Raw genomic sequence first — 18,843 nt, 5'->3', positions numbered from 1 at the left:
TTTTGATTTCTTTGAGGTTCAGACAGAACTCCGGACTGAGCGCATGAACTGTGTTGTGGAACCTTCTTTCCTCAGTGCATTCCCTTGCGAAAAAGTGAAGAAATCCGAACTTATATGTCAACCGAACAGGAGGGCTTCATGAGACTTAAAAGGTTTCCTGTTTACTTGATCGCCATCGTATCGCTTGTGGTTCTCTTGACTACTCTCTCTCCTGGGCAGACAGATCCCAACGCTCAGCTTCGATTCGCTCAAGTCGCCAACGGACAAACCGGACAGGATTGGTGGGTCACGACCCTGATCATATCCAATCCGGATTCCAGTGCGCGGGAGATTCGCATTGAATCCTATGAAGGAGTAACAGATGCCGGGCAACCCGTCCCCCTCGCATTGGGTTTTAAGACCACGTGCAGCGGCGGGAGTACGGCCGACAGCTATGTTCTCCGCGGGGATGGCACGTGCAAGTTTGAGAGCAGCGCTACGGGGGGGTTGAAGGCGGGATGGCTGCGTGTGACTGAGAAGAACGGTCACAATATCGGAGGCTATCTCTTCTATACCATTTACCGTGGAGACCCTGCCACCACCGGGTTCCCCATGAGCAGCGTAGGAGTTTCCCCGATGCATGTGTGTGGGGGAATGTCCATCGCCGTCGTCCGCAGTAAGTCGAAAGAGGAAGACACGGGTCTGGCTGCCGCGAACCCATACAATTATCAGGTACGCATGAATATATCGCTCTATGACAGCTCCGGAACCTTGATGAGAACCCTGATCGGAGGAACCGAGGGCGGCCTCGAGCTCCAGCCGCTGGAGCATGGAGCGCTATTTGTAAGCCAGTTATTTCCCGAGTTGGCAAATGTGGACAACTTTGTGGGGAAACTGTCTCTTACCGGCGTTACGAGCAATGATGGTGTCATCGCTACAGCGCTGGTGGCGAAAGGAAACATCTATGGGGGGGCGCCGGTGACCCTGGAGGACATCCACACAGAGAAGTCCGGAAGCCAACCGAGATAGCGACGCACATTCGGAGGTCTTGTCTTTCAGCTTCTGCCAGGGTGAGCGGCGAGTGAATCGTTGCGGAGGCACGAGCCTGTTCAGGCTGGCTCTTGGGATTGAACTATTCTTGGAAAATGGATACAGGGCAGCCCTGCTAGAACGACTTGCGGCTGTCAAGCAAGAGGGTTACGGGGCCATCGTTGACGAGGTGGACCTGCATCATGGCTTGAAAATTTCCGGTCTGAGTGGGAATGTTTTGGCTTCGGACACTCTCCACGAACTGGCCGTACAGTGAGCGCGCTGTCGCAGGATCGGCGGCGTCATCGAACGAAGGCCGGCGTCCCTTTCTGCAGTCTCCTGCCAAAGTAAACTGGGACACGACCAGCATGGCGCCGCCTACTTCTTGAAGGCTTCGATTCATCTTCCCATTTTCATCTTCAAAGATCCGGAGTTCGATAGTTTTTTGGGCGAGGTGCCGCGCATCCTCTTCATTGTCGCCTTTCATTACCGCGAGCAGGACCAATAGTCCTCTTCCGATGCTGGCGACGGCCTGATCGTTCACCATGACCTTGGACTGCTTGACGCGTTGTATCACGGCTCTCATAGACCAGGAAATCTCCGGATGAGCATTGACCCGCTCACGGAAATGCGAAAGAGCGGGGATAAATCAGGCGGCCGCACAGGTGTCAAAGTCCGCCTGGACAAGGTCCATATTATCAAAAATATTTTGACCGCCTCCGGGTTTCTGATTACACTCACGCTTCAATGACAAAGCGTCCATCAGGCATCCGAGCACCCTCCGAGGCATCGTCCGGCAGCCGGGACACCCGTTCGACCCAGGAAATCACCCTGGCCGTCACGGGAGCGAGCGGCTCAATCTTCGCTCAACGTGTTTTGCAGATGCTGGAGGCGGATGCTCGAGTTGCGACGATTAATTTTATAATCTCCAATGGCGGCCGCTATGTGCTGGCGGATGAGTTGGGGTTAAAGCCGACCGGCTCGATGAAGCTTTCCTCGGCCTTGTTGGGCCATCCGTCGGGAAAGCTTATCGAGCATTCCAATGACGACATTGGCGCGTCGATCGCCAGCGGTTCGCATCGGGTCGATGCCATGCTCATCCTACCTTGTAGTGTGGGGACGCTGGGAGCCCTCGCCAATGGCGTCGTGGACAACCTGATCAAACGCGCGGCTGACTGCATGCTGAAGGAGGAGAGGCCTCTCGTCGTGGCCGTGCGGGAGACACCGCTGCACGCCATCCACCTGGAAAACATGGCGCGCCTGGCCCATGCAGGGGCCACCCTTTTCCCCATCATGCCGGCATTCTATTATCATCCGAAAACCATCTCTGACCTCGTCGATCAATTCTGCTTTCGGCTCCTCTCGCACATCGGGCTGGACCAGCCGGCGGCCTTTCACTGGAAATCCTCGCACTGAGCTTCGAACATGCCCATCCTTCACGAGCTCAAGACGACCCTCGAAATGATCAAGTTTGAGCACTCCGTGTTTGCGCTGCCCTTCGCTTTGATGGGAGCACTTCTCGCGGCCGGCGGAGTACCTCGAGGAGGCATCCTGTTGTGGATCGTTGTGGCGATGGTGGCGGCGCGCAGTGCGGCCATGGCGTTCAACCGGATTGCGGACCGGGCTTACGATGCCGTGAATCCACGCACCCGGATGCGCCCGTTGCAGACCGGCAAACTGAGCGTTCGCTTTGCCGCGATCTTTACGGTGATTGCAGGCGCCTTGTTTCTTTATTCCGCCGCGCAGCTCAATCGCCTGGCGCTCATCCTTTCGCCTTTCGTCCTGGCCATTCTGCTGGGATACTCCTGGACCAAACGCTTTACCCGGTGGTCTCACGTCGTGCTCGGCTTCTGCCTGGGGATGGCTCCGGTGGGAGCGTGGATTGCCGTGAAAGGGACCCTCGATTGGCAGCCTTTCATCCTATGTGCGGCCGTGACGTTGTGGACAGGCGGTTTTGACATCATTTACGCTTGTCAGGACGTCGAGTTCGATCGGCAAGCCGGCCTCTTTTCACTCCCCAAATCGTTGGGCATCCGCACTGCGCTTTTCGTTTCTTCTTTCTTCCATGTCATCATGGTGATATTGCTCGTGCTATTGGTGGTGGTCTTTCATCTCGGGGCACTGACCCTGGCGGGGATCGCGTTGGTTGCGGGATTGCTGGCCTACGAGCACAACCTCGTCAAGCCCCATGACCTTTCGCGGGTCAATGCGGCCTTTTTCAACGTGAATGGGTTCATAGGAATCCTGTTGTTGCTGGCGGTGGGCGCCGATGTCCTGTGGTGGTCGAAACGGTAAAGACAGGGGAATCAGTTATGACCGCTGAGACGCAGAGTCGACCCGAAATCATTCGCTACGCCAAACTCCGCGCCTCCGCGTTGAAGTCGTTGAAGAGGCTTGAATCAGGGGACAGAAGTTACTCTTCAAACCAGCGGGCCATCTCCAGGGCGTCCTCACCGGTGGGATAGTAATTCTTGAGCCGCTCATTCACCTTGTAGCCAAACCCCTTGTAAAACTCCTGGGCCGCCGTGTTGTTGACGGAAACCTCGAGAAGCGCGACGCGGATTTGTGCCTTGAGGAACTCTTCTTCCACCTTCTTCATCAGATTGCTGCCGATGTGGAGACGGCGATAGCGCTCCAGGACGTCGAGCGTGATAATGTGACCCGCCTTGCCCTGCACTTTCCACGCCACAATGAAACCGGCGATGGGACGCTCCCCTGACGGGAGGTTCGCCGGATCGCCAATTTCGGCCAGAAACCCGAAGGCGCCCCGGCGTGTCAGGAACCAGCGCATTTCCCAAGTGGAATACGCCACGCCCGGCGGAAAGCAGGCTTGATCGATCTCACAGAGCGTGTCGAAGTCCGCTTTCTCGATCGGTCGAATGGAAACGTGGATCTTAGACATGGGGGTCAAGTTGTCCTTGCTTGCGAGAGCGGCGGGTCCGGTGCGCGGGCGTCCGGCCGGCAGTTTCGCGAACTACCTCGATGCGCTTGCAGAACCATTCATTGCGCGAGTTGTGGGAGGTGAGTTGCCTCATTTCGCCAGGTCCAGATTCACTTATGCAAACCTTCCAAGCAATTGCCTGAATTCTTTCTTGTGACGAATCCCGCTCAATCCCGCCACAGCCAAGCCCAGCATAAAGTATTTCCACGAATGTGTAAACAAACCCAGCAGGGGAGCAAACGTCACGATCATGGCCACGGCGGCATGGTGGACATCTCTGCTGAACAGGTAGGTTCCTCCCGCGATGACCAGTTCAGCGAAAAAGGTGATCGGCGAAATCACCAACAGAAATCCGCCCACCGTGGCCAGTCCTTTGCCGCCGCTGAATCTCAGGAACAGAGAATAGTTGTGTCCCAGTAGAACCGCCAGGCAGGATGCGAGGACCGCCATCTCGTTCCGTGTAATTTCCTGGGCCAACCGGGCGGCCGCGAAGCCTTTCGCCATATCCAAAGCCAGGACGATGAACCCCGCCACCGGACCCAGGATGCGTGCGGTATTCATAGCACCCAGATTTCCGCTGCCCGCGGTCCGGAGATCACGGCGACGGATTCTTCCGAGAAGAAAGGAGAAGGAAATCGAGCCGATGAGGTAGGCCAGAAGCGGTGAAAGAACAAGCAGGAGAGATGGCGGAAGCTTCATGGTCTGCAAGAAATCACTCGAGTGTACCTGGCCGTTGACCTCGAACGTCCCCCTGACAGGGCGCCACGACCCGCAGCGAGCGCGGAATCAATTGGATCCGGGTTGGCGTCGGTTCGAGGTACTCCCCATCCCCAAAAAGCTCCAGGCGATGGTCAGATTCAATTTCAATCTCCCGGCCCCGGAGCTTGACCAGGGCGGGATGGTCGACATGGGTTCCTTTGTAGGTTTGAGGGTAGACCCGAAGCAATTCCAGCTTCGACATGGCCTTGACGATGCACACATCCAACATCCCGTCATCCAGGGCGGCCATGGGCGCGATCCGGATCCCCCGCCCATAGCTGGAAGCGTTCGCCACCACGGCAAACATGATCGGCCCCTCGAAAGTCTGCTGGTCGCAGCGTATCCGGACCGTTCGGGGGCGGAAAGAGATCAGCGTTTGAAGGATGGCCAGGGGATAACGGGCGCGCCCCCGGATCCACCATTTCGGATCGTTGGCGCGGCGATTCACCTCCGAGTCCAGTCCGACCCCGGCGATGCAGGAATAAAAAGCGGTTTGGGCCTGGCCGACATCAATGCACCGTATGATGCCATTTGAAAGGACCTTGATGGAATCTTCGGGTTCAGGGGGGATTGCCAGGTTAACGGCCAGATCGTTGCCATTTCCGATGGGGACAAGCCCCAGCGCGGTTGAGGTATGCACGAGTTCCTGAATCGCGTAATGAACGGTGCCATCCCCCCCGCAGACCGCAAAGATCTCAGCGCCTTGCTGTGCGGCAGCACGGGCGAGCTCACGGACATGCTGGGCGCTTGTCGTGACAACGACGCGCGCCCGGTTTCCGAAGCGCTGAGCGAAGGACGCCTGGATCCGCGGGAGCAAACGTCGCCCCTCCCCATGGCCTGAGCTGGGATTCAGGACAGCAACGATTCGCGGCTGATCGGACAACCACCGTCTCCGGCGTTCAAGGGTGTGTCTTCAAATCGGCTGGTCTCGGGACTAGGAGATCGAGAACCCGGCGGCGCCGGCCTTGCGAATCAGCTCGTCCCGGGCCTCCTTGTGCTTTTGCTCGATCTCATTGATCTTAGTGTCGAGCTGGGGGAGGGATGGATCGGACCCCAACCCATAATTCTGGTCCACGGCATCCAGCGAGTCTTGATCGGTCGGCAACCGTCGGTTGATCAACTGGAACCGCTGGACCCTATAGGATCGTTCCTGGGCTTCATATTCGGCATCGAGTTTCTTAAGCTGTTCCTCGTAGTACTCCAGCGTCGGGTGCTCAGGAGGTCTGTCCTCGGCGGCGAGCGTTGAGTCAGCCCATTCCCGGGGGGCCCCGCTCTTGGCCAACTCGGCATAGAGATCATCCAGGGCTGCCTTGGTCTCCTCCTGGTCCTGCTTGTTCTTCTCCATGTCTTTATTGGCCTGGTCGATCAGCGGCATATAGAGATGCTCCCGATCGTACACATCGGTCTGGTTCAAGAGCCTGTAGTTATAGTCCCGGACCTGGGCCTCGAGGTCTTTTTGCTTTTGCTCGGCATCGGCGACCTTTTTCTTGGCGGCGATGAATTTCTCGCTCCAATACTTCTCGCCGTGACCTTGAGAGTCGACGGGTTCCTGTTCCGACGCCGATTTGGAGGCTTCAGCCGAGGGGGGCTGAGTTTGGTCGGGACGTTTGGTCACCACGTCCTGGTTGGTAAAGACGCGGGCCTTTTGCTTGAGGGCCGCCTGCCGCTCGCGCTCTTTGCGCGCCACCTCGCCGAGATCCTCCTGCGCCAGGAGCAGCGTGGTTAAACAAAACAGGCAAGAGACAATAAGAAGAATGTGCTTTAGTTTCATATCGACCTCATTTAGTGCCGTTTATTATATCCCAAATTGGTGGGGATTGAAATGTGACGGCGGACACAGGTAGCATAAGAAGAGGGTCACATCTTCGCATTTTGCAATTGCTGAAGCGCGTCGGAGAAGACAGTCTGTGGGGTCAGGTCGGGACATTGGACAAATTCAGCATTGCTCAGACGATGACGCCGTCACTGGTGTAATTCTTCCATTTTGGTAGATATTTGGCATGAGCCATCGATGTCAGAATTGGCTCGTCTCGATCTATCAGTTTCTCTTGAACCTGCAGATACGTCGTTGTGAGTCCGCAGTGGAACTCCGTTTCCTCAGATGACTCGCACACATCGCACAAAGCGCGATGTGTGCGCCACCCACCCAGAAGAGCAAATTCCAATCCGCCTGCGGCGGACAAACTCCAAATAAGTTCCAAACCCCAAATTTCACTCTGCCGGCTCGCCCTATGAGCTTTGATTTGTAAAGACATCCTTGGCGGCTCGGACGGTGTTGGTGTGAATGGTGACGGTGTCTTCAACCCGGTAGGCGTAACCGCCGGCCAGGGTCACCGCTACGGGAATGCTTTTCTCTCTCGCCATTCGAAACACCAACTCATCGCGCCGGAAAAGGCCCTGAAGTGTGAGCGAGAGTCCGCCCAGTTGATCATATCGGTATGGATCCGCCCCTGCGAGATAGACGATGAAATCAGGCTTGAATTCACCCAGAGACTTGTCCAGCCCCTGGGAGAGTTTCTCCAGGTATTCTTCATCCCCTGTTCCATCTTGGAGATCGATGTCCAGGTTCGAGGGTGGTTTGATGGCGGGATAGTTGTGGAGCTGGTGGATAGAGAGCGTGAAGACCGTGGGGTCGGCGTGAAAAATCTCGGCGGTGCCATTGCCATGGTGGACGTCACAATCGACGGTCATGGCGGTACGAATGACGGACTCCTTCTGGAGGGCGCGGATGGCCACCGCCACGTCATTCAGCATGCAAAAGCCTTCTCCGTGATCGGGAAAGGCATGATGGAACCCGCCCCCCAGATTGACGCTGATCCCTTCCGTGAGCGCACATCGAGCGGCGGCGATCGTCCCGCCCGTCGATAACCAGACCGCATCCACGCCCTCCCGGGAGTAAGGTACTTCCATCCGCAGAATCTCCCCCGTGCTCAGCTTTCCCTTTCTCAGCTTCCGGATGTATTCGCGGCTATGCACCAGCGCCACCTGTTCATCGTCAGCCGGCGGAGGACTCACCATCTCGGGAGCGGAGCAGAGCCCGTCGGCAAGCACGCGCTCCTTCGTTTTTCGATATTTCACGGTCGGGAACACATGATCGCCCAGATTCAGGTCGTACCGGTCGGAGTAGATGATGGTCATGGGCTATTTCTTGCCGGATTTTTTGGGACTGGGCTCCCGGTAAGTGAGGATGGTCTCGAGAATCTTGTCCATGGTGGCTGTGGCGATTTTCGAGTCTTGAAGGTGATTGTTGGTCAATATTGAAAAGATAACATGCTCTCCGCTGGGGGGAGTTGCATATCCCGAAAGCGCATTCACGTGGGTCAGGGTTCCCGTTTTGGCGTGGACCTTTTCAGCCAGTGAGGTTCCTTTGAATCGAGAGGCAAGCGTCCCATCAACGCCGCCCACCGGGAGCAGATCGATGAAAACATCGCGATAAGGCTGTTCCCAGAGATAGCTCAATAGCTGTACGACTGCATGCGGCGCGACGAGGTTGTGGGGATCCATGCCGGAGCCATCGCCGAATAAAAACAACTTATCGTCAACGCCCGCTTCCTTCAGAAACTCCTTTTCGACTTGAAGCCCTGCCCGCACCGACCCTTCGCCCCTGACCTGGGCTCCCAGCAGCCTCAGAAGCATCTCCGCATGAAGGTTCTGTGAGGCCTTGGCGATGATTTTCAAATCTTCGCGCAAGGGATGGGACACCAGTTCAGCGAGAACGGCCCTCTTTGGATTTTCCAGCGGGCGTACCGCAATGGCCGGACTCAACTCCCAGACTTCGCGATGGTGCACGCGTAAATCCCCATACACACGGATGCCTTTGCTGCGCAGGGTATCGCGAAGGGTTTCCGCGGCAAGTCGGGCGGGTTCCGCGATGGCAATCAATTCCTGGTCCGTCTTGGCGTCCTGCGGAAGGGTTCCCCAGAGATGAAGAAGGTTGCTGCCGGGAGAGCGGTCGACGTGAACGTGGCGCTCTGTCCCCGGGGCTGTAGTAATCAGATCATTCTGAAGCTTGACGGAGGGATAAAAGGGATCCGTGGTGATGAACGCCCGGTCTCGAACCGCCTCTCCTGGTGAAATGGACAACGAAAAAACGTTGTCGTTGAGGGTCAAGGCGCTGACCGGCGCCCCATAACCCCAGATCAGATCATCCCACCCCCAGCTATCTCCGTACGGCTCGTTCACATAATAAGAATCATCGCCCACGATGTCCCCGTCAATCGTCGTGATTCCCCGGGCGACCAATTGATTCACGAGATTCTCAATAGCCGACAAAGGAGGGGCGGAACGAGGGGCCTTTGGATCATAGGGCAAAGGCCGGTTGGAAAGATTAGGATCCCCTCGCCCCACAAAAATCAAATCCCCGTTCAATCGCCCAAACTTATCAATCTTGCCGCTCGATTCCAGTGTGGTGTGAAAACGGAGGTCGGCGGGAAGTTGGGCGAGGGCCGTGGCGGTCGTAAAGAGCTTGGTGTTTGACGCAGGAACAAAGAGATGCCCCGCGTCCTTCGCGTAGATGATCTTCTTGCGTTCAACGGAGTAGACTTCGATCCCTAAAAAACCGTTGGAGATCGAAGAAGAATTCAATATCTGCTCGATTTGCTGCGCCAGGGTCGGTGGCGGCGTCTTTTTCTTTCGCGCCAGCATTTCCGGGGAGCCAACAAGAAAGAGGACCAAAAAGAAAAGGACGATCTTTCTTGAATTGTATTTGCGGGAGAATGTTTCAATGGACATGATCTTTTGCATTGATTCGTCGGGTCGAATTCTTGAAGTGAAGAGACTCATTAACTCTCTGTTGGTCGATCCTGCAACAATCGAAGAGCGGTTGGATGCGTATTATAGCGGCTTGATGGAGGAGTGCAAAGGTGAATTCAAGCGGGAGAGCACCATCGGCTCATGGAGACTCCACTGGCGCTTCTATGGTCTCTGCAGTTCTGCGTCTCGGCGGTGAGTTGTTCCCAAAACTGCTTGACAACGAGATTCGGTGGGGCGTAGATTGGATTCACGATCCTTCCCCCAACGATCGGAATTCAATATGGCTGAATTACGTTCTTGGGTGGCGCTTTCTTTACTGAGCGGACTGGGATTGCGCTCGGTCCACGCGCTTTTGACCAAGTTCGAAAGCCCGGATCGGATTCTTTCACTCACCCTTTCTGAACTGATGGGCGCCGGGGTGATGAAAGAGGTTGCCGCCCGACTCTCGAGCCAAAAGCTCCTGGAGGAGGCGGACGCCGAGATTTCCAAGGCGCATCAACTTCAGGTAACCCTGCTTCCCTTGGACAGTGCCAGCTATCCGCCCCTGCTCAAGGAGATTTTTGACCCTCCTATTCTGCTTTATCTATTGGGTCAAGCCGAGGTGCTCGCGACCGATTCTATTTCCGTGGTGGGAGCCCGGCGCGCAACGACCTACGGCTTACAAATGGCGGCTCAGTTGGCACGAGATCTGGCTTGCCGCGGGTTGACCATCACCAGCGGGCTGGCTCGCGGCATTGATTCAGCAGCGCACCGGGGAGCGCTCGAGGGGAAGGGAAAGAGTGTTGCCGTGCTGGGTTCCGGGATCGATGTGATTTATCCCAAGGAGAACAGGAAATTGTCAGGGGAAATTTTGAAAGATGGAGCGATCCTCAGTGAATTTCCGATCGGGTCCTTTCCCGCCCCTCAGAATTTCCCGATTCGGAACCGCATCATCAGCGGGCTTTCGCTGGGAACCCTGATCGTGGAAGCGGCCGAATACAGCGGCTCCTTGATTACCGCGCGGCTGGCGTGCGAACAGAATCGAGAGGTATTCGCGGTACCCGGCAACATCACGCAGAAGACCGCGTTTGGCCCCAACCTCTGGATCAAGCAAGGCGCCAAGCTGGTGCAAACATGGCAAGATGTGGTAGAAGAGTGTCCCGTTCGGGTGAAAGATCGCCTGCTCGCGGTGCAACCGGATGAGCGGCCGGGAGCATCCTTGTTTGATGCGACACTGACCGGGGAGGAGAAAAGGGTTTATGATGTGTTACGGGTGGATGAGCCCCTGCACATTGACGTCATGATGTCGCGCACCCGGCTTTCCCATTCGGAATTGCTGGGAGCACTGCTGGAACTCGAGCTCAAAGACCAGATCCGGCAGCTGCCGGGAAAGTGTTTTGTGCGGAGGGCATAATAAGAGGATCGGCCGTGAGGACCCTCACAACCAACCGCTTCCCGATCGTCGAGAATCTTTACAGGGTAGCCGGACCGAATGTAGGTTGCTATGACAAAATCCTTAGTTGTTGTTGAATCGCCCGCCAAGGCGAAAACCATCAATAAGTACCTGGGGAAAGACTTCGCCGTCAAGGCCTCCATGGGGCATATCCGCGATCTGCCACGCCGGAAGTTGGGCGTGGAAATCAAGGATAACTTTGAACCCACGTACGAAACCATTCCGGGGAAAGAAAAGGTCATCCGGGAACTGAAGGCCGCCGCCGAGAAAGCGGAGACCATCTATATCGCGACTGACCCGGATCGCGAAGGGGAAGCCATCGGTTACCATGTCGCCGAGGCGCTGGTTGGAAACCACGGGCGGACAAAAAAGACCACCTCTGCAAAGATCATTCTCCGGGTCATGTTTAATGAGATCACGAAAAAGGCCATCCAGGAATCGTTCCGGCACGCGGGCAAGATTGATCAGAACCTGGTCAACGCTCAGCAGGCGCGCCGTGTCCTGGACCGTCTGGTGGGTTACATGGTTTCACCGCTGCTGTGGGACAAGGTCCGGCGGGGCATATCCGCCGGGCGGGTGCAGACCGTGGCGGTCCGGTTGATTGTGGAACGGGAGCGCGAAATCAAGGCCTTTGTGACCCAGGAGTACTGGACCATTGATGCCAACCTTGCGGCGCACCTGCCCCCGAATTTTGACGCGCGCCTCATTAAGTTTTCCGGGGAAAAGCTGGAAATCTCGAACCAGCAACAGGCCGATTCCGTGGTCGCGGCATTGAAGCAATCCGAATTCATCGTTGATGCGGTCGCCACCAAGGAAAAAAAGCGCTATCCCGTTCCTTCGTTCATTACCTCCAAACTGCAGCAGGAGGCGTCGCGCAAGCTCCGATTTACGGTGAAAAAGACGATGTCGCTTGCGCAGCGACTTTATGAAGGGATCGACCTGGGCGACGAAGGGACCGTCGGGTTGATCACGTATATGCGAACCGATTCAACCCGGGTGGGCAGCGAGGCGCTGGAAGATTGCCGCCGGCACATTGCGTCGACTTACGGGGAGAAGTATCTTCCGGAGAAGGCCATTCACTATCGGTCCAAGAAAGGCGCCCAGGACGCTCACGAAGCCATTCGCCCCACTTCCGTATTGCGGACCCCGGAAACGGTCCAGCCGTTCCTCGAACCGGACCTGTTCAAACTGTACAAGCTGATCTGGCAGCGTTTTGTCGCGTCACAAATGATGCCGGCGCTGTTTGATCAGACGACGATCGATATCCATGCCGGAAAATACCTCCTCCGGGCCACCGGATCGGTTTTGAGATTCGACGGCTTCCTCGCCGTTTATGACGAATCCAAGGACGAGGACGAAAAGGATGAGGAGTCCGAAGAGTTGGAACATAAGCTTCCCCTGGTGAGCAAGGGGGAGCAGCTAAAGCTTAATGCGATCAAACCGGAGCAACATTTCACGGAGCCTCCCCCCCGCTTCAACGAAGCCACCCTGGTCAAGGCGTTGGAGGAGAAGGGCATCGGGCGGCCTTCCACTTATGCGACGATCATCAATACCGTGCAGGAACGCGAGTATGTTGAGAAGCACCAGGGGAGGTTCTACCCCACGGAACTGGGCGTCATTACCAATGATCTGCTGGTCGAGCACTTTGCCGACATCTTTGACATTCAGTACACCGCTCGCATGGAGGAAGAACTGGATGAAATTGAGGAAGGCAAGCTGACTTGGACCGAGGCGATGCGGGAGTTTTACGAGAAATTCGAAAAGGACTTAAGCCAGGCCAAGAAGAACATGCGCGATGTCAAGCGCGAGGAGAAGCCGACGGACGAAGTGTGCGAGAAGTGTGGCAAGCCCATGGTGATCAAATGGGGACGGCACGGCAGCTTCCTGGCCTGCAGCGGGTATCCGGAGTGCAAGAATACGCGGGAGCTGACCAAGGAAATCGCCGATACAAACGGTACGGTGACCTCCCCCGCTGAAGGAACAATGCCGGATGTCTCCGAGGAAGTCTGTGAAAACTGCGGGAAACCGATGGTCCTGAAGCGAGGCCGGTTTGGGGCGTTTTTGGCCTGCACGGGCTATCCGGATTGCCGCACGACCAAGAAGATCGTCAATCAGAAGGGCGCCCGGAAAGTGGTGACGGACGTCCTGCTCGAAGAGAAATGTCCCGAGTGCGCCAACCAGCTCGTGATCAAGCATGGCCGGTACGGTGAATTTACGGCGTGCAGCAATTACCCCAAGTGCAAGTATGTGAAGCACAAGACGGTCGGCCTTGTCTGCCCCGAGTGCGGCCAGGGAGACATCGCCGAGCGAAAGTCGAGGTTCGGGAAGGTGTTTTATGGATGCACGCGTTACCCGGAGTGCAAATTCACACTTTGGGATAAGCCAATCCTTGAACCGTGCCCCCAATGTGGTGCAAAATACGTACTGGAGCACCACACCAAGAAGGGGGGCACTACCCGGAAGTGTTCCAATGCCGCCTGTCATTGGAAGGTGCGGATCCCACCCCAGGAAGACGCAGTCGAAACATTGGCCCAACAGCCGAGTTCGATGTAATGACAAGATTTTGTCAACTTTCTTTCGGATAATTTTCGGAGCCTTTCACCGTTCTTGATTTCAGGTTCCTCTCCTCGAGTACAGGGTCGATTGTCTCAGCCGGAATCGACGCGGTGAAGGGCTTCAACTGAAGTCAACGAGCCCCTCCACAGTTGCAGGATATCTATGCGAAGACTATTCGGCACGGATGGCATCCGAGGGTTGGCCAACCGGTTTCCGATTACGCCGGAAGTGGCGTTGAAACTCGGCAAAGCGACCGCCGAAGTATTCAAAACCGACAAGGACCAACATCTCATTCTGATTGGCAAGGACACGCGACGCAGCGGTTACATGCTGGAGAACGCCCTCACAGCGGGAATCTGTTCCATGGGCGTCCACGTGTTACTGGTGGGTCCCATGCCCACTCCCGCCATTGCCCACCTGACCAAGAGCTTTGCGGCCGACGCCGGAATCATGATTTCCGCCTCCCACAATCCCGCTGCGGACAATGGCATCAAGATCTTTGCGCGCGATGGTTCCAAGCTTCCGGACGAGACGGAGGAAAAGATTGAACGGGTATTTTTCCAGGAGGAAATTCCTAACCAGCACATCATTGCGGGGGCGCTCGGCCGTGCCCAGCGTATCGATGATGCGCGCGGGCGTTACATCGAATTTGCCAAGGCGAGCATAGGGAATCTATCCCTCAAAGGCATCACCATGGTCCTCGATTGTGCCAATGGGGGCGCCTATTGTGTTTCCCCGTTCATCTTCCGGGAGTTGGGCGCCCGGGTGATTGTGATCCATGATGATCCCAACGGGTTGAACATCAACCTGGAGTGCGGTTCGGAGCATCCGGAGGCCATGAGGGCGCGGACACTCGCCGAACACGCCGATGTGGGAATCGCCGTCGATGGAGATGCGGATCGCCTGGTCATGGTGGACGAGCGGGGTGAGTTCGTTGACGGGGACATGCTGATGGCGATGCTGGCCCCCTACTTGAAGGCGCAGGGACGGTTGAAGCGCGACACCGTGGTGGCGACTGAGATGTCGAATGGCGGCTTGGAGATCGCCTTGCGCCCGTCGTCCATCTCCGTGGTGCGGACCAAGGTCGGGGACCGGTACGTGTATGACGAGATGATCAGGGGCGATTACAACTTCGGCGGTGAGCAATCCGGTCACATTATCTTCCGCGAGTACTGCGCGACGGGGGATGGAACGATTGTGGCCTTGCAGGTGATCAACCTGATGAAGCAGACCGGGAAACCCCTTTCGGAGTTGGCGGGCGTCATGACCCGTCTCCCGCAGGTCCTCATCAACGTTGAAGTCGAAGAAAAGGTCCCATTTGACCAGTTAACGGTGCTTCAGGAGACCATTGACCACGCCAATGAAGAGTTGAAGGGCACGGGTCGGGTCAATGTCAGGTATTCCGGCACGCAAAAAGTTTTGAGGATCATGCTGGAGGGAACCTCGGAGCGGTTAATCCACACACACGCCCAAGCCATCGCCGACCAGGCCCAGAAGGCCCTGGCGCCGGCCGCCATGAAAAAGAAGGGTGCCTCGACCCCGTAGCAGGCGGTCGCGAGATTAGAATGGGCGCTTCCAAGCCTCAGGGCGCCGGTCCCGGCGCGGCGGTTTGCCGGGCCTAGAACAAATTATCCTGTCACCCCGGGCCCCGACCGAAGTCCGCCCCGTCCACAGCTCGTCGCGGATTCTGGGAACGACCCGCCCAAACGCCCGATGAAGATCGCCCGGGTCTCCCCCGGTTCAGGGTGTGGGGGGCTTCGGGTTCAATTTCGATTCCATATACTTTACAAAGGAAAAGTCATCCGGCATTTTTTCCTGGCTGCCAGCCAGTTTGATCAAATCCTCTTCTCCAGCCTTGACCGGATCCTCTCCATAGGCCTTGAACAAGATCTCCAGGGCATCCTTGGCGGGTTTCTCACTGACGCCCTTGAGCGCGACCGCACGCGCCAGATTCCAGGCCGCGGCATCATATTTTTTCTCATAGGTGTAAGCGAGACCTAATCGATAGTAAAAAGTCGGCTCCGTGGGCATTTGGCTGATCGCCTTTTCGAATTCTTCTTCAGATCCCGGATAATTCTTCTTGAGGAGTTCAATGAATCCCAGGGCGGCATGCGATCTCCCGTTCAGTTCTTTGATCTGGGTGGTCCACTGCTCCTCGGTCTGGGTGGCCGGCTTCTGCAGGGTCGGCACGACCTCCAAAAGCCTCTTGGCAGCATTGGTGGCTTCGGTGAGTTTGGCCTCGCGTTGGGGATCGTTTTCCGTGATCCGCTCGGGAATCCAGGAGGATAGAACCAGCAAAGAGAGCACGTCATCCGGATACACTTGAAGGGCCTTGCGGGAGTAATCAAGGGCCTTTTCATAATCATTGGTCTGGCGGGCCCCGTTCAACCCCTGCTGGAAGGCCACCCCCTTCAGCTCCGAATCCGGGAATTCAGTGACAAACCGGTCAACCAGTTCCATTTTCTGCTTTGGGTCGGTGGCCGCCTCGATCTTCTGGTAGGCATCATATTCCACCTGAGTTTTTGCCTGGGGCTGTTTCTTCGGTGGAGGGCTTTTGGGTTGCGCCGCAGGGGCGGATGCACTGCTCTTCTCGCCGCCCGGGGGAGGAGGGGCTTGTCCGTTAAGCAGGATTGGGAACAACGAACTTGTGGTGATCAGGATGATACCGCAGGCTTGCAAGCAACAGCGTGAGAGAGATCGGCAACCTTCTCGCATATTCATCATCCTCCATCTTCGGCTATCCTGGTGATTTTACAACAAGTGGCACTCCTTGACGGTTATCTTTTTAGCGTTGCACAGATGCAATGGTGAGTTTTCAGAGATGCCGGGATGGAATCGCAGCGCTTTTCCTCCCGAGGCCTGGAGGTCGGCCGTGGGGCCGGATCCATGCCAAGGTGGATTAATTCTTTTGGTTAGCAAGTTTAATTGATATAGAATAAGCACTAGAGAGTGAGGCTTATCGCCTTGAATTTATCTAATTACATACAGCTGTTGACAAGTGGGGGTTAATAGATGGGGGTGAACCATCATGCTGGATGTTATTATTATCCGCATTTTTTTTGTGCTCTTGGTCTCGGTGATCGCGTTTTTCACAGGCCCATTCGGATTGACAAGACCGGTTTCAGGAGGGCTTGGCGTCCTTTTGGGTGTGGCGATCATCCTTTTTGAAATTCGACTGAAGAAGGTTTCTCTCAAGAGGCTGATTGGGGCGGCCATCGGTTCACTGATGGGGATCATTGGCGCCTACTTTGCCAGCGCCCTCATTAGTCGAACCCTGCTCGCGGGACACTCCAAATCATTCGTCGAACTGGTGGTCCTTCTCTTGATGGGGTATGTCGGCCTCGCCGTAGGTGCCTCCAAGGGAGAACTGTTGAACCTGTCAGCCCTGGGGGGTCTGATCGGGGGTGAACGTCCGCCTAAAAGGGATTACAAAATCCTTGATACCAGCGTCATCATTGACGGGCGCATTGCCGACATCAGTGAGACGGGATTCCTCGATGGCAATCTCGTGATTCCCCAGTTCGTCCTCCGGGAACTGCAACTGGTTGCCGATTCGGCGGATTCGCTGAAGCGCAACCGGGGCAGGCGCGGCCTCGATATTTTGCAGCGAATTCAGAAGAACACCAAAATCAACGTCCAGATTCTTGAGACTGATTTTCCGAACGTCCGCGAAGTGGACATGAAGCTGATCGAACTGGCGAAGGCGCTGGAGGGAAAGATTGTCACCAATGACTTCAACTTGAACAAAGTGGCCCAGCTTCAGGGGGTGGAGGTGTTGAACATCAACGAGCTGGCCAACGCGATGAAGCCAGTGGTCCTCCCGGGCGAAATCATGAAAGTCTTCATCCTCAAAGAGGGAAAGGAATACAACCAGGGGATTGCGTACCTGGATGACGGCACCATGGTGGTCGTCGATAACGCCCGAAAGTTGATCGGGAAGACGATCGAGACCAGCGTCACCAGCGTTTTGCAGACGACCGCGGGAAAGATGATCTTTGGCAAGTACGAAGAACGCGGGTTCTCCCGCCCGTCTCACGCTCCACCGGGGGTGGTGCCGGCACCGCAACCTGTGCCGAATACATCCCAGCGGAGAGAGGAGTCCCCGGCCACACCGGTCTCGAACCCGAACGCTGTGAACTCCTGATCTATGTCAATTGCTGCGATTATCCCCGCCGCGGGCATGGGCACTCGGATGGGAGGCGACCGCCCGAAACAGTTTTACGAGTTGGGAGGGGTGCCCATCCTGATTCGAACGCTCCGGAAATTCCAGTCTTCTCCCCTCATTGATCGGCTCGTCGTGGCCCTGCGCGAAGATGAGATAACGGAATTTTCCAAACTGCTGAGGGCTGAATCCTTCCGGAAACCCCTGGATTTGGTGGTGGGAGGCAATCACCGGCAGGAATCCGTGGCCAGCGCGCTGGAAGGGATTGACGCGGCAGTTGACGAATGGGTAGTGGTCCACGATGCGGTCCGGCCCTTGTTTGATCCCCCTTTGATTGAGCGGGTTATTACCGAGGCCCGGAAAACCGGGGCTGCCATTTGCGCGATTCCCGTGTTGGATACTCTCAAACAAATCGATCGACAGCGGGTCACCGCCACCTTGCCCCGGGAACGAATCGTTCTGGTGCAAACTCCCCAGGCCTTTCGCACCGATCTGTTGCGCCAGGCCTTTGAGAAGGCGGCCGCCGAAAACTTTTTTGGAACTGACGAGTCCATGCTGATGGAGCATTTAGGGATTGAGGTGGGTGTGGTCATGGGGTGTGAACGGAACATCAAGATCACCCGTCCTTCCGACCTGCCGCTGGCGGAGTTTTACCTGGCGTTGGAATCACCCGGAAGGGCGCCCCAACCATGAGTTTGAGAGTGGGGACCGGATTCGACATCCACCGCCTAGTGGAAAACCGGAAACTCATTGTGGGGGGCATAGAAATCGATTCCCCTCGCGGCCTCCAGGGCCATTCAGACGCTGATGTTCTTCTCCATGCCGTGTGTGATGCCCTGCTCGGCGCTGCGGGACTGGGGGACTTGGGATTACATTTTCCGTCGAAGGAGCCTCAATTCAAAGATATCTCGAGCAGGGAAATCCTGCGACGGGTCCATGCCTTGATCTTGAGCCAGGGTTATCGCATCGTCAATATCGACACCACCATTATTGCTGAAGCTCCCCAGCTGTCAGGGTACCTCGAGGCCATGAGGTTGAGAATCGCGGAAACCCTCTCCCTCTCGCCCGGGCAGGTGAATGTGAAGGCGAAGACCCATGAAGGGGTCGACGCCGTCGGCCACGGGGATGCCATTGCCGCGCATGCCGTGGCATTGATTGAAAAAGAGTGAGCGCACCGGCGGGTCTCCTGCCGCTCCAAGGACGAACGCGGAGTCGCCGGGTCCACCTATGGAA

Annotated in this window: 18 protein-coding genes and 1 pseudogene; 11 read left to right on the top strand and 8 right to left on the bottom strand. The window is 56.4% G+C overall.

The annotated features are described in order from the left end of the window. Nucleotides 1-138 precede the first annotated feature (138 nt). Nucleotides 139-1,008, top strand: a complete 870-nt coding sequence (locus LAO21_12595) for a hypothetical protein (GenBank protein ID MBZ5553554.1) — start codon at nt 139-141, stop codon at nt 1,006-1,008. 136 nt (nt 1,009-1,144) lie between these two features. Here the strand turns inward: LAO21_12595 and dtd are convergent, their stop codons facing one another. Then, entirely contained in the window at nt 1,145-1,594 is a 450-nt protein-coding gene (gene dtd, locus LAO21_12590; GenBank protein ID MBZ5553553.1) for a D-tyrosyl-tRNA(Tyr) deacylase, read from the bottom strand. Nucleotides 1,595-1,612: 18 nt separating this feature from the next. Between dtd and LAO21_12585 the strand changes: the two genes are divergently transcribed. Genes LAO21_12585 through ubiA form a run of 3 tightly spaced genes read left to right on the top strand, consistent with a single transcriptional unit; the run spans nt 1,613 to nt 3,303 of the window. Further along, nucleotides 1,613-1,759 carry a hypothetical protein gene (locus LAO21_12585; protein ID MBZ5553552.1) on the top strand — a complete coding sequence of 49 codons (147 nt, stop codon included), beginning with the start codon at nt 1,613-1,615 and terminating at the stop codon, nt 1,757-1,759. Further along, entirely contained in the window at nt 1,756-2,424 is a 669-nt protein-coding gene (locus LAO21_12580) for a UbiX family flavin prenyltransferase (GenBank protein MBZ5553551.1), read from the top strand. The genes LAO21_12585 and LAO21_12580 overlap by 4 nt, the downstream gene beginning before the upstream one ends. Before the next feature lie 9 nt (nt 2,425-2,433). Then, the gene (gene ubiA / locus LAO21_12575; protein ID MBZ5553550.1) at nt 2,434-3,303 is read left to right on the top strand and encodes a putative 4-hydroxybenzoate polyprenyltransferase; all 870 of its coding nucleotides are present in this window, start codon (nt 2,434-2,436) and stop codon (nt 3,301-3,303) included. Nucleotides 3,304-3,421: 118 nt separating this feature from the next. On the opposite strand, the gene LAO21_12570 is transcribed toward ubiA, so the two are convergent. The 6 genes from LAO21_12570 to dacB all read right to left on the bottom strand — a co-directional run bounded on the left by LAO21_12570 (nt 3,422) and on the right by dacB (nt 9,439). Continuing rightward, on the bottom strand, nt 3,422-3,910 hold the full coding sequence (locus tag LAO21_12570) for a GNAT family N-acetyltransferase (GenBank protein MBZ5553549.1): 489 nt from the start codon (nt 3,908-3,910) through the stop codon (nt 3,422-3,424). A gap of 153 nt (nt 3,911-4,063) precedes the next feature. Continuing rightward, nucleotides 4,064-4,648, bottom strand: a complete 585-nt coding sequence (locus LAO21_12565) for a glycerol-3-phosphate acyltransferase (GenBank protein ID MBZ5553548.1) — start codon at nt 4,646-4,648, stop codon at nt 4,064-4,066. A gap of 13 nt (nt 4,649-4,661) precedes the next feature. Continuing rightward, nucleotides 4,662-5,591, bottom strand: a complete 930-nt coding sequence (locus tag LAO21_12560) for a diacylglycerol kinase family lipid kinase (protein MBZ5553547.1) — start codon at nt 5,589-5,591, stop codon at nt 4,662-4,664. A 51-nt stretch (nt 5,592-5,642) separates the two neighbouring features. Beyond that, complete coding sequence (locus LAO21_12555; GenBank protein ID MBZ5553546.1) at nt 5,643-6,479, bottom strand: hypothetical protein; 837 nt, start codon at nt 6,477-6,479, stop codon at nt 5,643-5,645. A 458-nt stretch (nt 6,480-6,937) separates the two neighbouring features. Continuing rightward, nucleotides 6,938-7,846, bottom strand: coding sequence for a histone deacetylase (locus LAO21_12550; GenBank protein MBZ5553545.1), 909 nt, complete (start codon nt 7,844-7,846; stop codon nt 6,938-6,940). Nucleotides 7,847-7,849: 3 nt separating this feature from the next. After that, nucleotides 7,850-9,439, bottom strand: coding sequence for a D-alanyl-D-alanine carboxypeptidase/D-alanyl-D-alanine-endopeptidase (dacB, locus tag LAO21_12545; GenBank protein MBZ5553544.1), 1,590 nt, complete (start codon nt 9,437-9,439; stop codon nt 7,850-7,852). Here dacB and LAO21_12540 point away from each other — a divergent pair. The 4 genes from LAO21_12540 to glmM all read left to right on the top strand — a co-directional run bounded on the left by LAO21_12540 (nt 9,432) and on the right by glmM (nt 14,993). Further along, on the top strand, nt 9,432-9,656 hold the full coding sequence (locus tag LAO21_12540; protein ID MBZ5553543.1) for a hypothetical protein: 225 nt from the start codon (nt 9,432-9,434) through the stop codon (nt 9,654-9,656). The two genes, dacB and LAO21_12540, sit on opposite strands and share 8 nt — an antisense overlap. An 84-nt stretch (nt 9,657-9,740) precedes the next feature. Continuing rightward, on the top strand, nt 9,741-10,853 hold the full coding sequence (dprA, locus tag LAO21_12535) for a DNA-processing protein DprA (GenBank protein MBZ5553542.1): 1,113 nt from the start codon (nt 9,741-9,743) through the stop codon (nt 10,851-10,853). 90 nt (nt 10,854-10,943) lie between these two features. Then, a complete protein-coding gene (gene topA / locus LAO21_12530; protein ID MBZ5553541.1) occupies nt 10,944-13,445 on the top strand; it encodes a type I DNA topoisomerase in 2,502 nt (833 codons plus the stop codon). Between the two features lie 159 nt (nt 13,446-13,604). Next, nucleotides 13,605-14,993: a phosphoglucosamine mutase gene (gene glmM, locus LAO21_12525; protein ID MBZ5553540.1), complete on the top strand. Its 1,389-nt coding sequence runs from the start codon at nt 13,605-13,607 to the stop codon at nt 14,991-14,993. A 195-nt stretch (nt 14,994-15,188) separates the two neighbouring features. Here glmM and LAO21_12520 read toward each other — a convergent pair whose 3' ends face one another. Then, the gene (locus LAO21_12520) at nt 15,189-16,088 is read right to left on the bottom strand and encodes a hypothetical protein (protein ID MBZ5553539.1); all 900 of its coding nucleotides are present in this window, start codon (nt 16,086-16,088) and stop codon (nt 15,189-15,191) included. Between the two features lie 388 nt (nt 16,089-16,476). Here LAO21_12520 and LAO21_12515 point away from each other — a divergent pair. The 3 genes and pseudogenes from LAO21_12515 to ispF all read left to right on the top strand — a co-directional run bounded on the left by LAO21_12515 (nt 16,477) and on the right by ispF (nt 18,779). Further along, nucleotides 16,477-17,463 (top strand): annotated as a pseudogene (locus tag LAO21_12515) (PIN domain nuclease). Between the two features lie 132 nt (nt 17,464-17,595). Continuing rightward, on the top strand, nt 17,596-18,303 hold the full coding sequence (gene ispD / locus LAO21_12510; GenBank protein MBZ5553538.1) for a 2-C-methyl-D-erythritol 4-phosphate cytidylyltransferase: 708 nt from the start codon (nt 17,596-17,598) through the stop codon (nt 18,301-18,303). Further along, nucleotides 18,300-18,779, top strand: a complete 480-nt coding sequence (gene ispF, locus LAO21_12505) for a 2-C-methyl-D-erythritol 2,4-cyclodiphosphate synthase (protein MBZ5553537.1) — start codon at nt 18,300-18,302, stop codon at nt 18,777-18,779. Before ispD ends, ispF begins: the two co-directional genes overlap by 4 nt. Nucleotides 18,780-18,843 lie beyond the last annotated feature (64 nt).

This window comes from Terriglobia bacterium, assembly GCA_020073085.1.
Classification (GTDB): Bacteria; Acidobacteriota; Terriglobia; order JAIQFV01; family JAIQFV01; genus JAIQFV01.
Note: the sequence above shows the minus strand (reverse complement) of the source record. Positions and strands in the feature narration are given on the sequence as shown.